This is a genomic window from Sulfuritortus calidifontis, assembly GCF_003967275.1.
Classification (GTDB): Bacteria; Pseudomonadota; Gammaproteobacteria; order Burkholderiales; family Thiobacillaceae; genus Sulfuritortus; species Sulfuritortus calidifontis.
Genome location: NZ_AP018721.1, coordinates 829,367 through 850,737, shown reverse-complemented (window position 1 = coordinate 850,737; position 21,371 = coordinate 829,367). Strand labels below are relative to the sequence as shown.

The 21,371-nt window shown below is 67.7% G+C and carries 22 protein-coding genes; 9 read left to right on the top strand and 13 right to left on the bottom strand.

Annotated features, from left to right (window positions below):
- Positions 1-29: 29 nt before the first annotated feature.
- Both EL388_RS04585 and EL388_RS04580 read right to left on the bottom strand, forming a co-directional pair.
- Complete coding sequence (locus tag EL388_RS04585; protein WP_126460287.1) at positions 30-353, bottom strand: hypothetical protein; 324 nt, start codon at positions 351-353, stop codon at positions 30-32.
- On the bottom strand, positions 350-1,672 hold the full coding sequence (locus tag EL388_RS04580) for an ABC1 kinase family protein (protein WP_126460284.1): 1,323 nt from the start codon (positions 1,670-1,672) through the stop codon (positions 350-352). The genes EL388_RS04585 and EL388_RS04580 overlap by 4 nt, the downstream gene beginning before the upstream one ends.
- A gap of 126 nt (positions 1,673-1,798) precedes the next feature.
- Here EL388_RS04580 and EL388_RS04575 point away from each other — a divergent pair, with 126 nt between their 5' ends.
- Together EL388_RS04575 and EL388_RS04570 are read left to right on the top strand one after the other, a co-directional pair.
- Positions 1,799-2,413 (top strand): trimeric intracellular cation channel family protein, encoded by a 615-nt coding sequence (locus EL388_RS04575; RefSeq protein WP_126460281.1) that lies wholly within the window; start codon positions 1,799-1,801, stop codon positions 2,411-2,413.
- Positions 2,414-2,511: 98 nt separating this feature from the next.
- The gene (locus EL388_RS04570; protein ID WP_232019184.1) at positions 2,512-2,823 is read left to right on the top strand and encodes an ArsR family transcriptional regulator; all 312 of its coding nucleotides are present in this window, start codon (positions 2,512-2,514) and stop codon (positions 2,821-2,823) included.
- 173 nt (positions 2,824-2,996) lie between these two features.
- Here EL388_RS04570 and EL388_RS04565 read toward each other — a convergent pair whose 3' ends face one another.
- From EL388_RS04565 to EL388_RS04540, 6 genes are all read right to left on the bottom strand, one after another.
- The gene (locus EL388_RS04565; protein ID WP_126460278.1) at positions 2,997-3,512 is read right to left on the bottom strand and encodes a HyaD/HybD family hydrogenase maturation endopeptidase; all 516 of its coding nucleotides are present in this window, start codon (positions 3,510-3,512) and stop codon (positions 2,997-2,999) included.
- Between the two features lie 131 nt (positions 3,513-3,643).
- Positions 3,644-4,216, bottom strand: a complete 573-nt coding sequence (locus EL388_RS04560; protein WP_126460275.1) for a HupE/UreJ family protein — start codon at positions 4,214-4,216, stop codon at positions 3,644-3,646.
- 174 nt (positions 4,217-4,390) lie between these two features.
- Positions 4,391-6,133 carry a nickel-dependent hydrogenase large subunit gene (locus EL388_RS04555; protein ID WP_126460272.1) on the bottom strand — a complete coding sequence of 581 codons (1,743 nt, stop codon included), beginning with the start codon at positions 6,131-6,133 and terminating at the stop codon, positions 4,391-4,393.
- A gap of 209 nt (positions 6,134-6,342) precedes the next feature.
- Positions 6,343-7,572, bottom strand: a complete 1,230-nt coding sequence (hybB, locus tag EL388_RS04550; protein ID WP_126460269.1) for a Ni/Fe-hydrogenase cytochrome b subunit — start codon at positions 7,570-7,572, stop codon at positions 6,343-6,345.
- Positions 7,573-7,581: 9 nt separating this feature from the next.
- Complete coding sequence (gene hybA, locus EL388_RS04545; RefSeq protein WP_126460266.1) at positions 7,582-8,637, bottom strand: hydrogenase 2 operon protein HybA; 1,056 nt, start codon at positions 8,635-8,637, stop codon at positions 7,582-7,584.
- A complete protein-coding gene (locus tag EL388_RS04540; RefSeq protein ID WP_126460263.1) occupies positions 8,634-9,797 on the bottom strand; it encodes a hydrogenase small subunit in 1,164 nt (387 codons plus the stop codon). Before EL388_RS04540 ends, hybA begins: the two co-directional genes overlap by 4 nt.
- Before the next feature lie 410 nt (positions 9,798-10,207).
- Between EL388_RS04540 and EL388_RS04535 the strand changes: the two genes are divergently transcribed.
- The 4 genes from EL388_RS04535 to hypD all read left to right on the top strand — a co-directional run bounded on the left by EL388_RS04535 (position 10,208) and on the right by hypD (position 12,966).
- Entirely contained in the window at positions 10,208-10,423 is a 216-nt protein-coding gene (locus EL388_RS04535; RefSeq protein WP_232019183.1) for a HypC/HybG/HupF family hydrogenase formation chaperone, read from the top strand.
- Positions 10,416-10,814, top strand: coding sequence for a hydrogenase maturation nickel metallochaperone HypA/HybF (locus EL388_RS04530; RefSeq protein ID WP_126460257.1), 399 nt, complete (start codon positions 10,416-10,418; stop codon positions 10,812-10,814). Before EL388_RS04535 ends, EL388_RS04530 begins: the two co-directional genes overlap by 8 nt.
- 167 nt (positions 10,815-10,981) lie before the next feature.
- On the top strand, positions 10,982-11,782 hold the full coding sequence (hypB, locus tag EL388_RS04525) for a hydrogenase nickel incorporation protein HypB (protein ID WP_126460254.1): 801 nt from the start codon (positions 10,982-10,984) through the stop codon (positions 11,780-11,782).
- 59 nt (positions 11,783-11,841) lie between these two features.
- Complete coding sequence (gene hypD / locus EL388_RS04520) at positions 11,842-12,966, top strand: hydrogenase formation protein HypD (RefSeq protein ID WP_232019182.1); 1,125 nt, start codon at positions 11,842-11,844, stop codon at positions 12,964-12,966.
- Between the two features lie 129 nt (positions 12,967-13,095).
- Here hypD and EL388_RS04515 read toward each other — a convergent pair whose 3' ends face one another.
- The 5 genes from EL388_RS04515 to EL388_RS04495 are packed head-to-tail and all read right to left on the bottom strand — an operon-like array spanning position 13,096 to position 17,796.
- Complete coding sequence (locus tag EL388_RS04515; protein ID WP_126460248.1) at positions 13,096-13,746, bottom strand: LutC/YkgG family protein; 651 nt, start codon at positions 13,744-13,746, stop codon at positions 13,096-13,098.
- Positions 13,743-15,161 carry a LutB/LldF family L-lactate oxidation iron-sulfur protein gene (locus EL388_RS04510; protein ID WP_126460245.1) on the bottom strand — a complete coding sequence of 473 codons (1,419 nt, stop codon included), beginning with the start codon at positions 15,159-15,161 and terminating at the stop codon, positions 13,743-13,745. Before EL388_RS04510 ends, EL388_RS04515 begins: the two co-directional genes overlap by 4 nt.
- Positions 15,158-15,904 carry a (Fe-S)-binding protein gene (locus tag EL388_RS04505; RefSeq protein WP_126460242.1) on the bottom strand — a complete coding sequence of 249 codons (747 nt, stop codon included), beginning with the start codon at positions 15,902-15,904 and terminating at the stop codon, positions 15,158-15,160. Before EL388_RS04505 ends, EL388_RS04510 begins: the two co-directional genes overlap by 4 nt.
- Before the next feature lie 53 nt (positions 15,905-15,957).
- Positions 15,958-16,317 (bottom strand): hypothetical protein, encoded by a 360-nt coding sequence (locus EL388_RS04500; RefSeq protein ID WP_126460239.1) that lies wholly within the window; start codon positions 16,315-16,317, stop codon positions 15,958-15,960.
- 33 nt (positions 16,318-16,350) lie between these two features.
- Complete coding sequence (locus tag EL388_RS04495) at positions 16,351-17,796, bottom strand: MBL fold metallo-hydrolase RNA specificity domain-containing protein (RefSeq protein ID WP_476755999.1); 1,446 nt, start codon at positions 17,794-17,796, stop codon at positions 16,351-16,353.
- Between the two features lie 139 nt (positions 17,797-17,935).
- On the opposite strand from EL388_RS04495, the gene EL388_RS04490 reads away from it, so the two are divergent.
- The 3 genes from EL388_RS04490 to EL388_RS04480 are packed head-to-tail and all read left to right on the top strand — an operon-like array spanning position 17,936 to position 21,307.
- Positions 17,936-18,577: a histidine phosphatase family protein gene (locus tag EL388_RS04490; protein ID WP_126460237.1), complete on the top strand. Its 642-nt coding sequence runs from the start codon at positions 17,936-17,938 to the stop codon at positions 18,575-18,577.
- 2 nt (positions 18,578-18,579) lie between these two features.
- On the top strand, positions 18,580-20,628 hold the full coding sequence (locus tag EL388_RS04485) for an ATP-binding protein (protein ID WP_126460234.1): 2,049 nt from the start codon (positions 18,580-18,582) through the stop codon (positions 20,626-20,628).
- Positions 20,629-20,641: 13 nt separating this feature from the next.
- Positions 20,642-21,307 carry an endonuclease III domain-containing protein gene (locus EL388_RS04480; protein WP_126460230.1) on the top strand — a complete coding sequence of 222 codons (666 nt, stop codon included), beginning with the start codon at positions 20,642-20,644 and terminating at the stop codon, positions 21,305-21,307.
- Positions 21,308-21,371 lie beyond the last annotated feature (64 nt).

Genomic DNA, 21,371 nt, shown 5'->3' with positions numbered 1-21,371 from the left:
CAGGGCGGGGCAAAGATGAAATTTGGGCCTCAGGCCCGGCCCGTGGCATAGGGCGCGGCGGCATAGGCAGCCGTGAAGGCCGAATCGCACAACTCGCTCACCAGCGCCGCGGCCGACTCGGCCGAACCCCCTACCATGCGGGCGCGGATCGCCAGCGCCATGGCCAGGGCCTGCAGCACGTCGCCGTCGCTCAGGTCGCGCCCGTCTTGCGCGCGTCGGCTGATGGCGTCCAGCACGGCGCCCAGCAGATCCGACACGGCCTGGGCCGAACGGGTTTGGGGGTGCAGCGGAAAATCGATGTCATAGGCCTGACCGCTGGCGCTGATGGCGGTAAAGCTGAGGATTCCATTCATGCCATGTCTCCTTCCAGTTGCGCCCGCATCAGGGCGGCCACGTCCACCCGCGCCTTGAGCCGGGCGCACAGCAAAAAACTGCCGGCCAGCTTGCGGTGCAGGAAAATCAGGTCGGCTGGCGGCGGCCGCCACAGGCCCTGATCGAAGCCGACCATGTAGCTCGAATCGCGCAGGCGCAGGGTCAGGTCGGACGCGCCGAAATCGTAGGGGCCGGGCTGGCGCGCCGGCTCGCCCACCAGGAGGAAGAGTTCGGTCACCGCCTGCTGACGCTCGGGCGGGTCGGTCTCGGTCAAATAGCCCGCCTCGTGCGCCGCCGCCGCAATGGCCTTGGCGTCGCCGGCGCAGGCGGCCGCCATCAGCCGGCGCACCTGGGCCATGCGCTCGGGCGGATAGACCCGGGTGGCGCCGAAATCGAGCAGGCCCAGGCGCTGCGAGGCCGGGTCGTAGCGGAAATTGGCGAAGTTGGGGTCGGTCTGCACCACGCCGAATTCCAGGAACTCGCGCAGCAGCAGGCGGATGAGCTGGCCGGCGATGCGGTCGCGCAGGGCCGGCTCGGCATCGGCCAGGGCCTCGACCGGCCCACCCGGGATGAAGCTCATGGCCAGGACGTCGCCGGTGCTGAGCTCCGCCACCACCTCGGGCAGCATGAGCTCGGCCTCGTCCGCGAGCAGCGCGCGGAAGCGGCGGATGTGCTCGGCCTCCTGCCGGTAGTCGGCCTCCTGGTGCAACTGGCGCTTGGCCTCGGCCAGGAGCTCGTCCAGCCGGGCATTGCCCGGCAGCAGCGGCAGCACGCGCAGCAATGACGCCACGTTGTCGACATCGCTGTCGATGCTGCGGCGTACGCCGGGATATTGCACCTTGATCGCCAGACGCCGGCCGTCCTTGAGCAGCGCCTCGTGCACCTGGCCAATCGAGGCCGCCGCCATCGGGGTGAAGGCAAAGCGCTCGAAGCGGGCATCCCAGTCGGTGCCCCACTGCGCCTCCAGGACCTCGGCCAGCTGGCCCAGGGGCATGAAATGGGCATCTTCGCGCAGCCGGGCCAGCACCGCGGTAAACTCGGGCGGCAGGAGGTCGCCCGCCTCCATCGACAGCAGTTGCCCCACCTTCATCGCCGCCCCGCGCAGACGCGAAAGCTTTTCCGCCAGACGGGCCGCATTGTCCGGGGTGAGCAGCAGCGCGCGCGCCTCGGGCAGCTCGCCGCGCGCCACGCGGCGGGCGCCCTCGGCCAGCATGCCGCCGGCCAGCCCGGCGGCCAGGCCGCCCAGATGCAGCAGACGGCTGGCGCGATGACTGGGCACACGGGCGGGCGGACGGTCCATGGGGGCTCCTGATCGGGTTGGCTCAATTATCTTCCCAGTGACCAGCGGCAACGCCAAGCGTTCCCGGCTGCTAAACTGGCGCCAACTCTACCGGCGGCCCGGCCGCCTCAACCTGGCGATGTTTCAATGGATGACTTGCTGTACTGGATCGGCCTGGCGGCCGTTGCGGTGAACGCCCTCACCGGCGTGCTCGACGCCGGCCGCAAGCGGATGGACCTGGTCGGCGTGGTCATGGTCGGCATGGCCACCGCCTTGGGCGGCGGCACCGTGCGCGACATCCTGCTCCAGCGCCCGGTGTTCTGGCTGAGCGACCAGAGCTATCTGCTCGCCGCCCTGCTCACCACGGTGCTGATCTTCTTCGCCGTGCGCAACCTCAAGCTGCCGCCCCGGTTGTTCCTCATCCCCGACGCAGTCGGCCTGGCCCTGTTCACCATCGTCGGCACCCGGATCGCCCTGGACTGGCACGCGCCCTGGCTGGCCGCCAGCCTGCTCGGCATGATCACCGGCGTGGTCGGCGGCGTGCTGCGTGACGTGCTGTGCAACGAAGTACCGCTGATCTTCGTGCGCGGCGAGCTCTACGCCTCGGCCGCCTGGGTCGGCGCCCTGGCGCTGATCGGCCTGCAGGCGCTAAACGTCTCCCCGGTGGCCGCCACCTGGGCCGGCATGGCGCTGGTGCTGGCCATCCGCCTGGCCGCCATGGCCTACAAGATCACCCTGCCGACCTATTCGGCGCGCGAGTGATTGCACAAAATCCAAGCAAAAACTGCTCAAAAGGCGCACACTGGTCGACCCGGTGCGATTGATCACCCCACAGCACCGGCAGACAAGGAGCCGTAACTATGCAAGAGATCCTGCAATATTTGAAAGCCAACGGCGAGCAACTCGACGCCGACATCGCTGCCGGCACCGGGGTTTCACTGAAAAACGTGCGCCAGCTCCTGACCGAATTGTCGGCCAAGGGCGATGTGATCATGTGCCGCACCACGCGCTACACCAACGGCAAGCCGGTGGAAGGCATGCTCTGCCGGGCCTCGGGCTACATCCCGCCGGCCAGCCCCGGCCGCAAGCCCAAGCCGGCGCAGTCCAGCCCCATTCCCGAAAGCCTGAACCCGCCCTTGCGCCAGTCCCGGCAATCCTCCGCCAAGAAGTAACGCCTGACCTGGAGCCGGGCCCTGCAACAGAGTCGTCATATGGACGACATACAGGGCCAGCAGCATTGCCCCCGCCGTCGCTCGATGACGCCTTGGCGCGTGGAGTAGCGCCATCAGCGCCTCGGTCGCCCTGGCATTGTTGCCGTTCCCGGCCAGTATCGCGCTTCAGACAATCAAACCGCCGCTTCGGCTGGCAGCCGTGGCACCAGGGCAACGCCGGCCATGCGCAGTTCCTGCGCCAGCGCCTCGACCAGCCTGGGCAGGCTTTGTTCGACGGTGGGGGTGAGCCGCATGTCGGTGGCGAGACTGGCGGGTTCGACGCCGTGGACGACGATGCGCTTGGGCGATTCGCCGGCGAGCACCAGCGTGGCCAGCACGTCGGACAGGCCGATCTGGTGCGGCGACATCTTGAGTTTCATCAGGGCGGGCACTTCGTCGTCGGCCAGGCGGATGAGGCTGCCGGGGGGCAGGCCGGCGCGGACGCAGTCGGCGATGATCAGCAGGTCGGCGTGGGCGAGGTCGTCGAGCATTTCCATGGCGGAGGTGCCGCCGTCGAGCAGGGTCACTTCGGGCGGCAGGTCGTATTGCCGGCCGAGCGCCTCGATGGCGCGCACGCCGACGCCTTCGTCGGTCAACAGGATGTTGCCGACGCCGAGGACGACGATGCGGGTTTGGGTTGTGGACGGCATTTCCTCACACCTTAAAAACTCCCCCTCCCAACCTCCCCCATTCATTTATGGGGGAGGTTGGGAGGGGGAGGCTTTGATGCCTTCTCAAGTTGTTGCTGGATGCCGGTTTACACCGGCATGACGGTATGCGGTCAGCCCAGCAGCCAGGCCAGGCCGGTGACGGCGGTGGCACCGCCGGCGGCGCGGGCAATGCGGCCCTGGGCCGGGACCACGCGGCTGGCGAAGACGTAGCCGATGCCGTGCAGCAAGGCGGTGGCAGCGAGATAGCCGGGCAGGTAGCCGGCGCTGCTGGCCAGCGGCAGTTCGGCACCGTGGGCGTGGCCGTGGAAGACGGCGAAGCCGGCGATCACCGCGAGCGACACAGCAACCGGCAGGCGCACGGCGAAGGCGGCAAAGAGGCCCAAGGCCAGCACCGAGAGCGCGATGCCGCTCTCGGTGGCCGGCAGGCTCAGGCCCGCATAGGCCAGCATCGAGCCGACCGCCATGAAACCGACGAAGACCAGCGGCGGCAAGGCCCGCTGCCAGCCTTGCTGCTGGGCGGCCCAGAGGCCGACCATGAGCATGGCCAGCAGGTGGTCGGCGCCCAGGAAGGGGTGGGCAAAGCCGGTGAACAGGCTGAAGTGGCCGCCGGGCTCGGCATGGGCCCAGGCGAGTCCCGGCAGCAGGGCGGCGGCGAGGATGAGGGCTGTGCGTGCGGGTTTCATTGGTCTGGCTCCTCGAATTGGATTTGCGCAATGGGAGAGCGAATCGCCCTTTCATCCCCTCTCCCTCCGGGAGAGGGGTAGGGGTGAGGGCCGGCGCCGCTTCCCTCACCCGGCTTCGCCACCCTCTCCCAGAGGGAGAGGGTAAGAAACGTCAGCTTCGGTTCGATCATCGCCTCACCCCAGCTCGCAACTGTTACTGTAGCTCGGACTGTAGCAGCCGGCATGCACCGTCGACTTTTGGCTGCCGTCGGTGTCGAGCACGTGCACGGCACAGGCCAGGCAGGGGTCGAAGGAGTGCACGGTGCGCAGCACTTCCAGCGGGCGCTCGGGGTCGGCCACCGGGTTGTTCACCAGGGCGGCCTCGTAGGGGCCGGGCACGTCGCCCTCGTTGCGCGGCGCGGCGTTCCAGGTGGTGGGCACCACGGCCTGGTAGTTCTTGATCTTGCCGTCGTCGATCACCACCCAGTGCGAGAGCACGCCGCGCGGGGCCTCGTGGAAGCCGACGCCGGAGATCTCGCCTTTGGGAAAGACCGGCTTGTTGTAGGTGTCGACGTCGCCCTTGCCGATGTTGTCGACCAGGCGCTGCCACATCTCGCCCAGCATATCGACCTGCACGTTGCAGGACACGGCGCGGGCGGCGTGGCGGCCGATGGTGGAATGCACGGCGGAGAGCGGCACCTGGCTGCCGGCGATCTTGCCGGCGGTGTCGAGCACGAAGTTCAGATACTTCAGCGTGGGGCCGTGCTTGGCCGCGGCCATGGCCAGCACCCGGGCGAGCGGGCCCACCTGCGCCGGCTTGCCGTAGAAGGTGGGCGATTTGACCCAGGAGTATTTGCCGTTGTCCTGGAAGTCGGTGTACTCGGGCACGGTCTCGCCCTCATAGGGGTGCAGGGCGCCCTTGCCGCCCTTGTACCAGGCGTGCTTCACGCTCTCGGCCACGCCTTTGACGAAGTACTCGTCGCCGAACCGGGTGATCGGCTTGAACCTGGCCAGATCGCCGCCGGGCACGTAGCCGCCGGGCAGCGCGAGCTGGGTGCCCTTGCCGTCGAGCGGCAGGTCGGGCACCGAAAGGTAGTCGGTGATGCCGGCGCCGTAGCTGGTCCAGTTGGCGTAGGAGCCGCCGATGATGGCGACGTCCGTGAGATAGACGTTGTGCACGAAATCGGCCAGCTCGTCGATCCAGCCCTTGACCGCCAGCAGCCGTTCGACGTTGAGCACCGACTGGCTGTCGGGGTTGATCGAGTTGGCGACCCCGCCCACCGCGACGTTCTGGATGTGCGGGGTCTTCGAGCCGAGGATGGCGACGATCTTGTTGGCCTTGCGCTGGATGTCGAGCGCCTGCAGATAGTGGGCGGTGGCGATCAGGTTCACCTCCGGCGGCAGTTTCATGGCCGGATGGCCCCAATAGCCGTTGGCGAACACGCCGAGCTGGCCGCTGCCGACGAAGCCGGCCAGGCGGTCTTTCACCTGGGCCAGCTCATGGCGGCCGTTGAGCTTCCAGCTCGACAGGCCCTCGGCCAGCTGCGCGGCCTTGGCCGGGTCGGCCTTGAGCGCCGAGGTGACGTCCACCCAGTCCAGCGCCGAGAGGTGGTAGAAGTGGACGATGTGGTCGTGTACCGCGTGGGCCAGGATGATCAGGTTGCGGATGTACTGGGCGTTGACCGGGATCTCCATGTCGAGCGCGTTTTCCACGGCGCGGACCGAGGCGATGGCGTGCACCGTGGTGCAGACGCCGCAGATGCGTTGGGTGATGGCCCAGGCGTCCCTCGGGTCGCGCCCGAGCAGGATCTGCTCGACGCCGCGCCACATCTGGCCCGAGGCCCAGGCCTTCTTGACCTTGCCGCCGTCGATTTCGCAGTCGATGCGCAAATGGCCCTCGATGCGGGTGATGGGGTCGATGGTGATGCGTTTGCTCATCTTCTTCTCCGTTATCTAGGAACCTGTCGGACTTAATCCCCCATGCGCGTTGTCCCGACAAAGCGATGGATGCAAGGCGCGAAGCGCGGCGAATGGTCGTTCCCTTCGCAAGCTTCGCAACGCCGCAGACGCGCTTTGTCGGGGCAGCCCGAAGGGCCGGCCCGCTGCGGGCGCATCGCCGCGTTGCGGGGCGCTTGTAGTGGCCCGCACTACGGCGCGCCCCGCCGCCTTGCGCTGCATCCCGCAGCGGGCCGGCGCGCAAGGGGTGTTAAGTCCGACAGGCTCCTAGCTTTCGCTTCATGCTTGGGCAGCACGGGCAGCCAGCGCACCAGGACAATGTAGCCCAGGATTTCGATGGCGATGATGCCGAGGGTGACCAGCATTTCCGGCACCGAGGGGAAGTAGCGCCAGCCCGCACCGGTGTCGTAGCCGACGAGGAAGCCGTTGATGCGCAGCAGGAAGGTGCCCAGCATCAGGTACACGGCCGACAGGAACAGGATGTTGGGCCGGCGGCGGTTGGCCGGCTTGGCCAGCAGCCAGGCCGGCAGGAGGAAGAACAGCATCTCCAGCCAGAACATCAGGGCGACGACGGTGGGCCTGAAGGCCTCGACGATGGCGCCGCGCACCACGAGGTCGCCCACGCGCACGGCCAGATAGGCCAGCAGCATGCCCCACATCACCTTGGACAGGCGGGACAGGATGTCCAGCTCATAGGGCCGCTTGAAGCCCATGGCCGAGAAGGTCGACTCGAACACCACCACCGCGTAACCCACCGTGATGGCGGTCATCAGGAACAGCACGGGCAGCAGCAGGGTCTGCCACAGCGGGTTGATCGCGGTGCCGAACACCACCAAGAGCGAGCCGAGCGAGGACTGGTGCATGGACGGCAGCAAGGCGCCCAGGGCGATGAACAGGAACATCCAGCGCGACAGCCGGCGCCTGATCTGCTTCAGGCCGAACTTCTCGAGGAACACCGGCGAGAACTCGATCCACATCACCACGATGTAGAGGGTGATGCAGACGGCCACCTCGAACATCACCGAATTCACCTGGGCATAGCCGGGCCAGAAGATGTGCCAGGTGTTCCAATAACGGCCGAGATCGACGATGACCGAGGCGCCGGCCAGGGTGTAGCCGAACAGGCTGCCCAAGAGCGCGGGCCGCACCAGCGGGTGGTATTCGCCCTTGTTGAAGATGTAGACCAGGAGCGCCACCGAATAGCCGCCGCAGGCGAAGGCCGAGCCGACCATGACGTCGTAGACCACCCAGATGCCCCAGCTGTAGCCGTCGTTGACGTTGGTGACCGCGCCGATGCCGAACAGGAAGCGGAGGAACAGGATGATGCCGGCGATGCCGATGAGCAGCGCCAGGTTGACCGCCAGCGGCGTGATGAACGGGCCGCCGAGCGGGGCGGGGGCCGGATGCGCGTGGTTGGCCATCGTGCGCTCCTATTCGTTCTCTTGCGCCTGGCCCGCCTCATCCTCTTCCGGACGGACGTTGCGCCTGGCGGCGATGATCAGGCCGCCGAGGACGATGGCCGGGGTGATGAGGTAGCCATAGAGCGAGTGCTGCATGGTCTCCGACACCGAGGCGAAGGAGCGCTCCGGCAGCTCGGGCATGCCCAGCTTGGCCATGGGCACGGCCGAGAGCTTGAGTACCTGGGTGCCGCCCAGCTCCTTGTCGCCGTAGATGCGCTGGAGGTAGTGGGGCACCCTGGCCACGTGGCTGTCGGCGAACGAAGCTTTCTGGCTCGGACTGGCCCAGGTGGTGGCGTCGGCCGTCTTGTCGCCGGGCGCCATGCCGATGCGGCCTCGGGGGAATTCGGCCTCGCTGCCGGGCTTGAGCGCCAGGCGGCGCTGGGCCTCGGCCTTGAGGTCGGCCACCGGCCCATAGAGGGTGGCGCCGGTCGGGCAGACCTGGGCGCAGGCCGGATACTGGAAGGCATCGCCCGGCTTGAGATGGCGGCACAGCTCGCATTTGACGATCTTGGGCAGGGCCTTGTCGTATTCGAACTTGGGCACGCTGAAGGGGCAGGCCACCACGCAATAGCGGCAGCCGATGCAGGCCTTCTCGTCGTAGCTGACGATGCCGTCGACCGGGTCCTTGCGCATGGCCGAGACCGGGCAGGCGGAGACGCAGGACGGGTCGACGCAGTGCAGGCAGGAATGCTTCATGAAGGCATAGCCGTCGACCTCGGCGTCCTTGGTCAGGCCGCTGCCGTGGCGGTAGACCTTGATGATGTTCTTGGTCTTGCCCGAGATGTCGAGTGGGGTGTCCCAGACATCGTCCGGCTTGGTGAATTCCGGCGGCAGGCCGTTGGCCTCCTTGCAGGCGGCGACGCAGGCCTTGCAGCCGATGCACAGGGTGCTGTCGAACAGGAGTCCCATGGCCTTGGGCGGCATGGTCAGGTTGCCGCGGGCCTCTACCCTGGTGGGCGTGCAGGCTACCGCAGAGGCACTGCCGGCCAGCATTCCCTTCAAAAACTGGCGGCGGTCGAGGCTCATGATTTCGCCTCGTGCTCGGGCTGGGTCTTTTCCACCTCCAGCTTCTCGCCCAGGTTCCGGTTGATCGCCCAGGTGGCACCGGCCACGGCGCCGGCCAGGGCACCCACCGTGGCGACGGCGGCGAGACTGGCACCGGAGCCGCGCGGTTCACTGATGTGCGGATAGCCCAGAGGCGGCTTGACCGACTTCAGATCGGCCAGGGCATGAATGGGCTTGGTGAAGCCGACGCCCTGCTCGGTGCAGCCGATGCAGGGGTGGCCGCAGCCGACCGGCCAGGACACCTCGCCGATATCGTTGAAGCCGATGACCGGGCAATTGGCGTAGGTCTCCGGGCCCTTGCAGCCCAGCTTGTACAGGCACCAACCGAGGCGGTGCCCCTCGTCGCCGAACTCGCCGGCGAAGCGGCCGGCGTCGAAGTGGGGTCGGCGCTCGCAATTCTCGTGGACCAGGCGGCCATAGGCGAACTTGGGCCGGCCCAGGTGATCGAGCGCCGGCAGCTTGCCGAAGGTGAGGTAGTGCACCACGGTGGACAGGAAGTTGTAGGGGTTGGGCGGACAGCCGGGGATGGTGACCACGGGCTTGCCCAGCACGGCGCCGGCGCTGGAAGCCCCGGTGGGATTCGGGCCCACCGAGGGCATGCCGCCCCAGGAGGCGCAGGAGCCGATGGCGACGACGGCCGCGGCATCGGCCGCGCATTCTTTCAGCATGTCGATCGCGGTCTGGCCGCCGATCTTGCAATAGATGCCGTTCTCCTTGGTCGGGATCGCGCCTTCCACCACCAGGAGGTACTTGCCCTTGTGCTCGGCCATCGCCGCGCGGCGCGCGGCCTCGGCCTGGTGGCCGGCGGCGGCGAACAGGGTCTCGTGATAGTCGAGCGAGATCACGTCGAGGATGAGTTTTTCCAGGGTCGGGTGCTCGGCCCGCAGCAGCGATTCGGAACAGCCGGTGCATTCCTGGAAGTGCAGCCAGATCACCGAGGGGCGCCGGGCCGGGTTGGCCACCGCCGCCGCGATGGCGGCCTCGGCGCCGGCCGGCAGGCCCATGGTGGCGGCCATGGCGGCGCAGAACTTGAGGAAGTCGCGGCGGGAGATGCCGAGGCGTCGTTCCACATCGGCCACATCGGGGGATTGTTCGAGACTGAAGATAGTGATGGGTTCCATGCTGTTCCCCATGACAAAAGACGACCGATGCGCATCGGCGAGCGGCACTTTTGCTTATCAGCATATGCAATAGTTTTTTTATTACTTATAAAAAGATTTAATTGTCCTGTTTCGGCGCAGAAGCCAGAAAAACCAAGCATCTAACAGGCCGTTGAAAAACGTAGCGAGGATGGCCAGATGCAAGGCGCACGGAGCGCAGCGACCGAGACATATCAAATAGATAGGCGAGGGAGCGAAAACGCAGTTTCGGCGCAGGCTAACCTCGGCGCCGCCGAGGTTAAGCGAAGCGGCCGAAGCCAGCACCGCGCAACGCCGCAGATGGCCCACCGCAGTAGTTTTTCAACGGCCTGCTAAGTCGATTTTTCCCCGACGATCTTTCATATACTGAGTGCATGTGTCTTGCCATTCCCATGCAGATCGAAGCCATCGATGGCTTCACCGCGCGCTGCCAGGCCAAGGGGGTCCGGCGCGAGGTGAGCCTGTTCATGCTGCAGGACGAGATGCCCAGGGTGGGCGACTTCGTCATGGTTCATGTCGGCTATGCCATCCAGACCGTGAGCGAGGCCGAGGCCCGCACCGCGTGGGAGGTGTTCGACCAGCTGCTAAAGGCCGCGCCCGATGCATGAGCTCTCGGTGGCCCAGGCCCTGGTCGACGCGGTGGAAAGCCTGATCGAGCAGAATGGGGCCCGCGCGGCGCGGCGCATCCGCCTGCGCATCGGCCCCCTGGCCGGCGTGGTGCCGGCACTCCTGACCAGCGCCTTCCCGCTCGCCGCCGCCGGCAGCCGCTGCGAACGGGCCGAACTCGACCTGATCGAGGCGCCGATCCGCGTGCGCTGCCAGACCTGCGGCGCCGAAAGCGAGGCCGCGATCAACCGCCTGCTCTGCGCCGCCTGCGGCGACTGGCACACCCAGGTGGTGAGCGGCGACGAACTGCTCTTGGAGCGCGTGGAGCTCGATTTGCAGGAAGAACCACAAGAAGAACCGATGGAAACATTGAATTATGGAAGTCCACCGTAATGGTCTTAGGCGGATGGCTATGAATCTTTGTCTACGGAAAGACCACCCCCTCCCAACCTCCCCTTTATGCCCTTCAGGGTGCACGAGTGGGGAGGGAGTACTCCTCCCCCACTTGTGGGGGAGGCGGGGAGGGGGATACCCCTCACTCCTCACGCCTCACTCCCATCATGTGTGATACCTGCGGCTGCAACCTCACTCCCGGCAACCGGCAATTCGCCTACAAGCCGGTCGAACCCAGCGCCACCACGGTCTCGGTGTTGAAAGGCCTGCTGCAAAAGAACGACGACCAGGCCGCGCACAACCGCGCCCACTTCGATGCCCGCGGCATCCTCGCGCTCAACCTGATGTCCTCGCCCGGCTCGGGCAAGACCGCGCTGCTGGAGGCGACGCTGGCGGCGCTGAAGGACGAATTCAACTGCGCCGTGATCGAGGGCGACCTGGAGACCGAGAACGACGCCGAACGCATCCGCGCCCAGGGTGTGCAAGCGCACCAGATCGTCACCGGCACCGCCTGCCATCTCGACGCCCATCTGGTGCACGATGCGCTGCACCACATGCAGCTCGACGGCGTCGACCTCTTGTTCATCGAGAACGTCGGCAACCTGGTCTGTCCGGCCAGCTTCGACCTGGGCCAGCACCTCAACGTCACCCTGCTCTCGGTCACCGAGGGCGACGACAAGCCGGCGAAATACCCGGTGATGTTCCGCGCCGCCGATGCCATGCTCATCAGCAAGACCGACCTTCTGGCCGTGCTCGACGACTTCGACCCGGCCAAGGCCGAAGCGCATCTGCGCGAGCTGGCCAACCCGGCCCCGGTGTTCCGGCTGTCGGCGAAGAAGGGCGAAGGCCTGGCCGCGTGGCTGGCCTGGCTGCGCGAGCAACTGACGGCGCAGCGCGCGCGCGTGGCGCAAGGCCGGACGCGGCTGCCGAAGATCCAGCCCGACGGCGTGCGACTGCACACGGCATGAGCGCGGCACCTCCCCCGAAAAATTCCTCCCTCTCCCCCGCGCACGGGGCAGAGGGGGGATTGAACGCCCGCCACTGGCTCAGCAAGATCCACGCCCTCGCCTTCGACCGCCCGGTCAAGATCATGAACGTCTGCGGCGGCCACGAGCGCGCCATCACCCACGCCGGCCTGCGCGGCGCGCTGCCGGCCTGGCTGGAGCTGGTGCCCGGCCCCGGCTGCCCGGTCTGCATCTGCCCGGAAGAGGACATCTACCAGGCCATCCAGCTCGCCCTGCAGGACAAGGTGATCCTGCTCGCCTACGGCGACATGCTGCGGGTGCCGGTGAACGTGGCCAAGGGCGAGGTCCGCTCCCTCATCGAGGCCCAGGCGGCCGGCGCCGACGTGCGGCCGATCGCCAGCCCGATCGAGGCGCGCAAGATCGCCCTGGACAACCCCGGACGGCCGGTGGTGTTCTTCGCCGCCGGCTTCGAGACCACCACCGCGCCGCTGGCGGCCATGCTGGCCGAAATGAAACTCCCCTCCCCCGCCAGCGGGGGAGGGGGCCCAAACAACCTGAGCATCCTGCTCTCCGGCCGGCTGACCTGGCCGGCGGTGGCCATGCTGCTTCACTCCGGCCGGCCCGGCTTCGACGCCCTGATCGCGCCCGGCCATGTTTCCGCCGTGATGGGACCGGAGGAATGGCAGTTCGTGGTGGACCAGCACAACATCCCCGCGGCGGTGGCCGGCTTCACGCCCGAATCGCTGCTCGCCGCCTTCTATTCGGTGCTGCGCCAGCTCGAAAGCGGCGAACGCTTTCTCGACAACTGCTATCGCGAAGTGGTGATGCCGGGCGGCAACCCCACCGGCCGCCGGCTGATGGCGGCCACGCTCGACGTGGTCGACGCCAACTGGCGCGGCATCGGTGTCATCCCGGCTTCGGGCTATGCGCTCAAGCCCGCGTTTGCCAGATACGACGCCCGCAAGCGCTATCCCGACCACAGCGCCCCCGGCCGCCGCCGCGCCGGCGAGATGCCGCCCGGCTGCGACTGCGCCGAGGTGGTGCTCGGCCGGCGCTACCCCAACCAGTGCCGGCTCTACGGCCGCGCCTGCACCCCGCGCCACCCGGTGGGGCCGTGCATGGTGTCGGACGAAGGGGCCTGCCGCATCTGGTGGGCCGGCGGCGTCGAGGCCGATTTGACGGCTTGATTCCCCCTTCCGTTTACAGGCTTCAGCACAACCAGGTGGGGAAACCATGCACCTCCCCCACTTGTGGGAGGGGGAAACACCGCCGAATCACTCCCTCGCCCTCCCCGCTCGCGGGGAGGGCATGCAGCATCAGGGCGTTTTCAGCAGCAGCACATGCAGCCGCCTCGGGCCGTGGGCGCCGAGCTGGATGGTCTGCTCGACATCGGCAGTGCGCGAAGGGCCGGTGACGATGTTGGTCGCGCGCGGCGGGGCGCCGCGCTCCTCCCGCAGCAGCGCCCAGGCGTCTTCCAGGCGCGGCACGATGCGGCCCTCCGGCAGGACGCAGAGAAAATCCTCGGGCAGGAAGTTGAGCGTGGTCGGGCTCTCGGGCCCCGACAGAAGAACCAGGCTGCCGGTCTCGGCGATGGCGCAGAAGGCCACATTGAGGCCGGTGCGGTCCTCGCCCTGGGCACGGCGCCGGGCCACCTGCCAGTCTTGCGGCCACACCACTTCGTTCAAGAGCGGATGCGGTGCCGCCACCAGTTGCCGCGGCAGGGCCTGCGCATCGAAATAGGCTTGCACGGCCGACACGATCTGCGACTTCGACTCCAATTCGGCATAGGTGGCCGCCACCTTGGCCAGCTTGGCCAGAAAACGCACGCGCGGGGTTTCCGCCCACTGTGGCTGCGGCCCGCGCGGATGCGCCTGCAAACGCCGGGTGACCTCGACATCGTCGGCCGCGCCGGCGTGACCCAGCGCCCGGCCGAGGCGGTCGAGGATGGCGGCGCGGGCCCCGCTCATGATTTGTTCCTCCGCCGCCACTGGTCCATGAAGGTCTCGCCCTGCGGCGCCGGCAGGTCTCGCGCCGCGGTCCAGGCGGAAGCGAAAGGCAAACTGCGGAAGCGCCCCCGACCTCGGGCGAGTTTGCCGAGCAGGCCGGCGGCCAGGCGCGCGGCCCGGCGATAGAGCTGCGGCCGCCTGGCGAAGAAGGCCCAGGCGGCCAGGGCCCAGCGGGCGCGCGGCGGCGTCAGATGCCGGGCGAATTCCTGGCGCCGGTGCTCGCGCAAGAGTTTCGGCAGCGGGATCGCCATCGGGCAGACCGCTTCGCAGCGGCCGCACAAGGTCGAGGCGTTGGGCAGCGGCCGGCCCTCCTCCAGGCCGACCATCAGCGGCGTGAGCACCGCGCCCATCGGCCCGGGATAGACCCAGCCGTAGGCATGGCCGCCGACCGCGCCGTAGACCGGGCAATGGTTGAGGCAGGCGCCGCAGCGGATGCAGCGCAGCATCTCGCGATAGGGCCCGGCCAGCATGGCACTGCGGCCGTTGTCGATGAGCACCACATGGAACTCTTCGGGGCCGTCGGGATCATCGGCCCGTCTCGGCCCGGTGAAGAAGGTGGTGTAGCTGGTGATCTCCTGGCCGGTGGCGCTGCGCGCCAGAAGGCGCAGCAGCACCGAGGCGTCCTCCAGGGTGGGCACCACCTTCTCGATGCTGGCGAGCACGATGTGCACCCGCGGCAGCGTGGCGGAAAGATCGCCGTTGCCCTCGTTGGTGACGATGACGGCCGAGCCGGTCTCGGCGATGAGGAAGTTGGCGCCGGTGATGCCGACGTCGGCGGCGAGGAATTTGTCGCGCAGCACCTGGCGCGCCTCATCGACGATCTGCGGCACGGTCTGCAAGGGCCGGGTCAAGCCCGGCTGGTGGTGCAGGCCCTCGAACAGCTCGGTGATCTGCTGGCGGGTCTTGTGCACCGCCGGGGCGATGATGTGGCTGGGCGGCTCGTGCGCGATCTGGATGATGTATTCGCCCAGGTCGGTCTCCACCACCTCGAAACCGGCCGCCTCCAGCGCATCGTTGATGGCGATCTCCTCGCCGACCATGGACTTGCCCTTGGCCACCAGCTTCGCGCCGGCCTGACGGCAGATGTCGAGCACGGCGGCGCAGGCCTCTTCCGGTGTCTCGGCCCAGTGCACCTGGCCGCCTTTGGCCTGCACCTGCGCTTCGAAGCGCAGCAGGTAGTGGTCGAGGTTGGCCAGGGTGTGGTCCTTGATCGCGCGCCCGGCCGCGCGCAGGGCGGCGAACTCGGGCAAGGCCTCGATGGCGGCGCGCCGCTTGTCGACGAAGCCGCCGCGCGCCCGGGCCAGGGCCTGCTGCAAGGTGGCGTCGTGCAGGGCCTGGCGGGCGTTGCGCTCGAAGGCGTGCGCGGTCGGCTTCATCGCCCGGCCTCGCCGATGCCCGGCACCTCGGTCATGCCGGCCAGCAGCTCGGCCAGGTGATACACACGCACGCTGCTTTCCATGCGCTTGAGCCGGCCGGCGATGTTGAGCAGGCAGCCGAGGTCGCCCGAGACCAGGGTGTCGGCGCCGCTGGCGATGACGGCGGCGGCCTTGTCGGCGACCATGCGCGCCGAGATGTCCGGGTACTTCACGCAGAAGGTGCCGCCGAAGCCGCAGCAGGTTTCCGCTTCCTTGATCTCCACGCGTTCCAGCCCATCGACCTGCGCCAGCAGGGCACGCGGCTCGGCCAGCACGTTCAGTTCGCGCCGCGCGGAACAGGAATCGTGCATGGCCACCCTGCCCGCATGGCTGGCGGCGAGCCGCGCGCCATGCTCGGCCAGAAAGGCGGACAGCTCGCGGGTGCGCCGGGCCAGGGTGATGGCCTTGGCGTGCCACTCGGGTTCGTGTTCGAACAGCTCGGGGTAATGCTTGACCAGCATGCCGGCGCAGGAGCCGGACGGCACCACCACGTGCTCGAAGCCGGCCAGGGCGTCGACCAGCGGCCTGGCCAGATCGCGGGCCGTGGCCAGGTCGCCGCTGTTGTAGGCGGGCTGGCCGCAGCAGGTCTGCTCCGGCGGCACCACCACCTCGGCGCCCAGACCTTCCAGCAGCTTCACGGCGGCGAAGCCGACGCTGGGCCGCATGAGGTCGACGAGGCAGGTGACGAACAGGGCGACGCGCATGGGCCGACTCGAATGAAAAGGGGTCCGACTATGCTAGCCGAAGCCACGTCGAATCAGTAACCGAATTCGCCCTGCCAGCGGCCGTTGCGGTGGTCCAATCTGAGCCAGCGCGGCACGAAGCGCTGGGGCTCGCCGGTGGGCAGGTCGACCAGCATCGCCTCGGGGTCGGTGTCGGCGACCGAGCAGCCGCCCCGGCTCATCACCGGCCGAAAGCCGATGCTCAGGTCCTGGCCGATCAGCGCCGTCTCGCCCCGCTGGGGCCGATCGAAGTGCACCCGTTTGCGGATCAGGCAGCTGAAATACAGCTCCATCTCGACATGCAGCGGCGTTGCCCGGTTCTCCAGCGCGGCGGCCGCCGCCTGGCTCATCTGGACATGCAAGCCCCGGCCGAGCAATTGGATATGCCATTCCATCCCTCACCCCTCCTGCTTGTTGTTTCCTTGCTTTTACTGTTGGCGCAGGCGCGCCTTGCCACCCTGCAAATCATAGACCGCACCGGCCACCGGCACCTCAACCGGCCAGCCCAACTGCTTGCGCATGGTATCAGCGAAGCCGAGCGCGGTGTCTTCCTCGCCGTGGATGACGAAGGCGGTCTGCGGCGGCCGCTCGAAGCGGCCGAGCCAGCCGAGCAGGGCGTCGCGGTCGGCATGGGCCGACAGGCCGCCCAAGGTATACAGGCTGGCCCGCACCGGCACCCACTCCTTGAAGATCTTCACCGAGCGGGCACCGTCGACCAGCCGGCGGCCCAGGGTGCCCTGGGCCTGGAAGCCGGAGATGATCACCGAGCATTCCGGCCGCGGCAGGTTGAACTTGAGGTGGTGCTTGACCCGGCCGGCGTCGCACATGCCCGAGGCGGAGATGATCACCGCGCCCTGGCTGATCTTGTTGATCGCCATCGAGTCCTCGACGCTCTCGGTGAAGCGGATGTAAGGCCTGCCGTTGTCGTTGTGGCGGGTCCAGTTGACCAGCTCGCGGCCCTCGACATCGAGCTCGGTCCAGTGCTTGAGGGTGATCTCGGTGGCCTCGGCCGCCATGGGCGAATCGACGAAGATCGCGGTATGCGGCGGTATGCGGCCCTCACGGATGAAGCGGGTGAGCAGGTAGAGGATCTCCTGGGTGCGGCCGACGGCGAAGGACGGGATGACGACGTTGCCCCGGCGCTTGACCAGGGTGTCGTTCAGGGCGTCGACGAATTCCTCCACCGTCGCCTCCAGGGTCTTGTGCAGGCGGTTGCCGTAGGTCGACTCGACCAACAGGTAGTCGGCCTCGGCGATCGGCGTCGGGTCGTTCATCAGCGGCCGGCCCGGCATGCCGATGTCGCCCGAGAACACCAGCTTGCGCGTCTCGCCGCCGTCCTGCAGCCAGACCTCGAGGATGGCCGCGCCCAGGATGTGGCCGGCGTCACGGAAGCAGGCGCGCACCCGCTCGTGCGGCTGGATGCACTCGCCGTAGTCCACCCGCTTCAGCCGCTTGAGCGCGGCCTGGGCCTGGGCCACGGTGTAGAGCGGCGCCGCCTCGGTCTTCAGCTCGCCACGCCGCTTGTGCTTGGCGTAGTTGCGCCACTCCGCCTCCTTTTCCAGGATGAAGGCCGAGTCCGGCCACATCACCTGCAAGAGGTCGGCGGTGGCGTCGGTGCAATAGACCGGACCGCGAAAACCCAGGTTGACCAGGCGCGGGATCAGGCCCGAGTGGTCGATGTGGGCATGGCTGAGCAGGACGAAATCCAGGGTCTCGGGGTCGAAGCGCGGCGTATGCCGGTTCTTGATCTCGGCCGGCTTGCCGCCCTGGAACATGCCGCAATCGACCAGAAAGCGCAGGCCGGCCGACTCCACCAGATAGCAGGAACCGGTGACTTCGCGGGCGGCGCCATAAAAGGTCAGGTTGATGGTCATGTCACGCTCTTGTTTCTTTCTTTATACAGGACGCCGGCACTGTCGATGAAGTAAATATTCCGGCAGAATTGAGCCATACAAAACATAACAAAACCGACAGCAGCCCTGCCGCTGCCGTTTGATTGGAGGCTTTGATCCCGTGACGTCGCACCCGGCCCTGCGCCGACTTGTCTTCGCTGTTCTGGCCCTCGGCCTGGCCACGGCCAGCGCCGCGGCCGAGCCCATGGCCAAGCCACCCACGCTGACCGCCGCGCAACTCAAGGCTCTGCTGCCCAAGCTGCAGAAAGGCGGCTATGTCTTCTACTTCCGCCACACGGCCACCGATATGTTCATGCTCGACGACAACCCGGTCATGGGCAACTGCGACACCCAGCGACCGCTTTCGGATGAAGGACGGAACCAGGCCCGCAGCATCGGCAACGCCTTCCGCCGAAACAAGATTCCGGTCGGCCTGGTCAAGGCCAGCCCGTTCTGCCGTGCCATCGACACCGCTCGGCTCGCCTTCGAGCGAGGCGAGGCCGACGAAGGCCTCTACTTCGCCACCCGGCTCACCGCCCCCGAGCGCGCCAGCAAAACGGCCCACCTCAAGCGCCTGCTGGACAAAGCGCCGGCCGAGGGCAGCAACACCGTCATCGTCGCCCACAACGCCAACATCATGGAGGCCATCGGCATCTGGCCCGACGAGGAAGGCGACGCCTTCCTGTTCAAACCGGAGAATGGCCAGGCCGGCGCGCCCCTGGCCAGGATTCCGGTCGATCTCTGGCAGAACCTGAACCGTTGACCATGCTCCAGACCAGCGCGCTTTCCCGCCGATTGACCTTGATCGCCCTGCTGGCCAGCCTGGCCATCGGCCTGATCGCCGCCAGCCTGTTCTTCGTCGCCCGCCAGTACAACGCCCTGCTCGATCACCTCACCGGCGACGACCTGGTGCGCCAGGAGGCGATCTCGAAAAGCTATATCGAGTTCTCCGAGATCAACAACGAAGTGTTCAAGCTGCTGGACCGTCAGCAGGATATCGGCAAGCCGGGCGAGGTCTATCTGCAGGGCCGCCACCTGATCGACCGCATCGACCGCCTGCAGGCCCAAGCCAGCGCCAGCCACTTCGGCATCGCCCCGACCGAATCGGCCTTGATGAACAACTTGCAGCAGGACCTGACCGACTACAAGAACACCGCCATCATCGGCCTGGAAATGGTCCTGGCCAACCGCGACCTGCGCCTGGTCTACACCAACCAGGTGTCCAACCGCTTCAACCGCATCAACCACATCTTCCTCAAGCTGATGGAGAACACCCGGCTGGAGACGACCAGGGAAATGCGCCGGGAATCGGCCACCATCCAGCAGCGCATGTTCCTGCTGGGCGGTCTGATCGCCGTGCTGGTGGCGGGCCTGGCCGGCCTCATCTACTGGCTGGTCCGCGGCATGTCGCAGCAGTTCGGCCACGTCGAGCACAGCCTGGGCCGGCTGCGCCAGGGCGACACCACGCCGGCACAGCCGGCGCCGGCGCGCGACCCGGCCTTCGCCTCGCTCTACAGCGCGCTCGACGCCTTCCGCGATGCCCTGGGCAAGCTCTATCGCAGCGAGCAGGCGCTGTCCGACAAGAACCGGGCCCTGGAGCTGCAGGCGGCGGAACTGGCCGAGGCGCGCGACGCCGCACTGCGGGCGAGCGAGGCCAAATCGCAGTTCCTCGCCAACATCAGCCACGAATTGCGCACGCCGCTCAACGGCATCATGGGCATGGCCCAGCTCATGATCGACACGCCGATGAACCGCGAGCAGCGCGACATGCTCAACATCATCGACCAGTCCAGCCGCGACCTCTACAGCCTGATCGAAGACCTGCTCGATTTCGCCAAGATCGAACAAGGCAGCCTCAAGCTGGCGCCCACCGCATTCAATCTGCCGGCCAGCCTCAACGACGCGGCCGACCTCTTCGCCGGCATGGCCCGGGCCAAGGGCCTGACCATCGTGCGCGACTTCGGCCCGGGCCTGCCCGAGCGGGTGATCGGCGACCCGCTGCGGCTGCGCCAGGTGCTGAGCAACCTGCTCGACAACGCCATCAAGTTCACCGAATCGGGCAGCGTCACCCTGAGCGCCAGCCTGGGCACCGCAGCCGAAGGCCGGGCCCATGTCCAGTTCGCGGTCAACGACACCGGCATCGGCATCCCCGAGTCGGTCCAGCAGAAGATCTTCGACGCCTTCGCCCAGGCCGACGGCAGCTCCACCCGCCGCTATGGCGGCGCCGGCATGGGCCTGACCATCTGCCAGCAACTGACTCGGCTGATGGGCGGCAGCCTCTGGCTGGAAAGCCGGCCCGGCGAAGGCTCCAGTTTTTATTTCGACCTGCCGTTCGAGCTTGCCGCCCCGGTGGTCGAAATTCCGTCGGCCCAGCCGCCGACGCCGGCCGCCGAACCGGCCGCTGCGCCCATCGCCGCCGCGGAGCGCCACATCCTGGTAGCCGAGGACAATCCGATCAACCAGACCCTGGTCAAGACCATCCTGGCCAAGCTGGGCTATCGCCACACGCTCGCCGGCAACGGCCAGCAGGCGCTGGATGCGCTCGATGCCGGCGACTTCGACCTGATCCTGATGGATTGCCAGATGCCGGTGATGGACGGCTACGAGGCCACCCGCATCATCCGCCACCGCGAGCTGGGCAGCGGCCGGCGCATCCCCATCCTCGCCGTCACCGCCCACGCCCTCACCGGCGATCGCGAACGCTGCCTGGAGGCGGGCATGGACGACTATCTGGCCAAGCCCTACCGCTTCGAAGAGATCAAACAGAAGATCGGCCAGCTGCTGGAAGCCTCCGACCGCATCGCGCAGGATTGAGCGCGCCCGGCCCATGCCCCGCCCAGACTGGCTTCGCCCCTACCGCACCCTGCACGCCCACTACGGCCCGCAGCACTGGTGGCCGGGCGAGACGCCGTTCGAGGTGATGGTCGGCGCCGTGCTCACCCAGAACACGGCCTGGACCAATGTCGAGAAGGCCATCGCCAACCTCAAGCGCGCCCGCGCCCTGAGCTGCGGCGCCATACTCAAGCTGAACGGCGGCGAACTGGCCGAGCTGATCCGGCCGGCCGGCTACTTCAACGTCAAGGCCAAACGGCTGCGGCACCTGTGCGCATTCCTCGAGGCCCAGGGCGTCGCCCGCCACCCGGAAAAGCTGCGCGACAAGGCCGAGCTGCCGGAACTGCGCCGCCGCCTGCTGGCCGTGCATGGCATCGGCGAGGAGACGGCCGACTCCATCCTGCTCTATGCCCTGAACCTGCCGAGCTTCGTGGTCGATGCCTACACCCGGCGCATCTTCGGCCGCCTGGGCCTGCTCGAAGGCGACGAGAGCTACGGCGCGATCCAGACCGCCTTCGAGGCCCACCTGCCGCGCGACGTCGCGCTCTACAACGAATACCACGCCCTCATCGTGCAACTGGGCAAGTCGACCTGCCGGCCCAAGCCGCGTTGCGGCGACTGTCCGCTGCGCCGGTTCTGCCCGGCAGCAGCATCGGCATGAAGCCAGCAGGGACTTCACACCAGCGCCGAGTATTTCCGGCTATGCTAGCTGGCCCATCACCCAG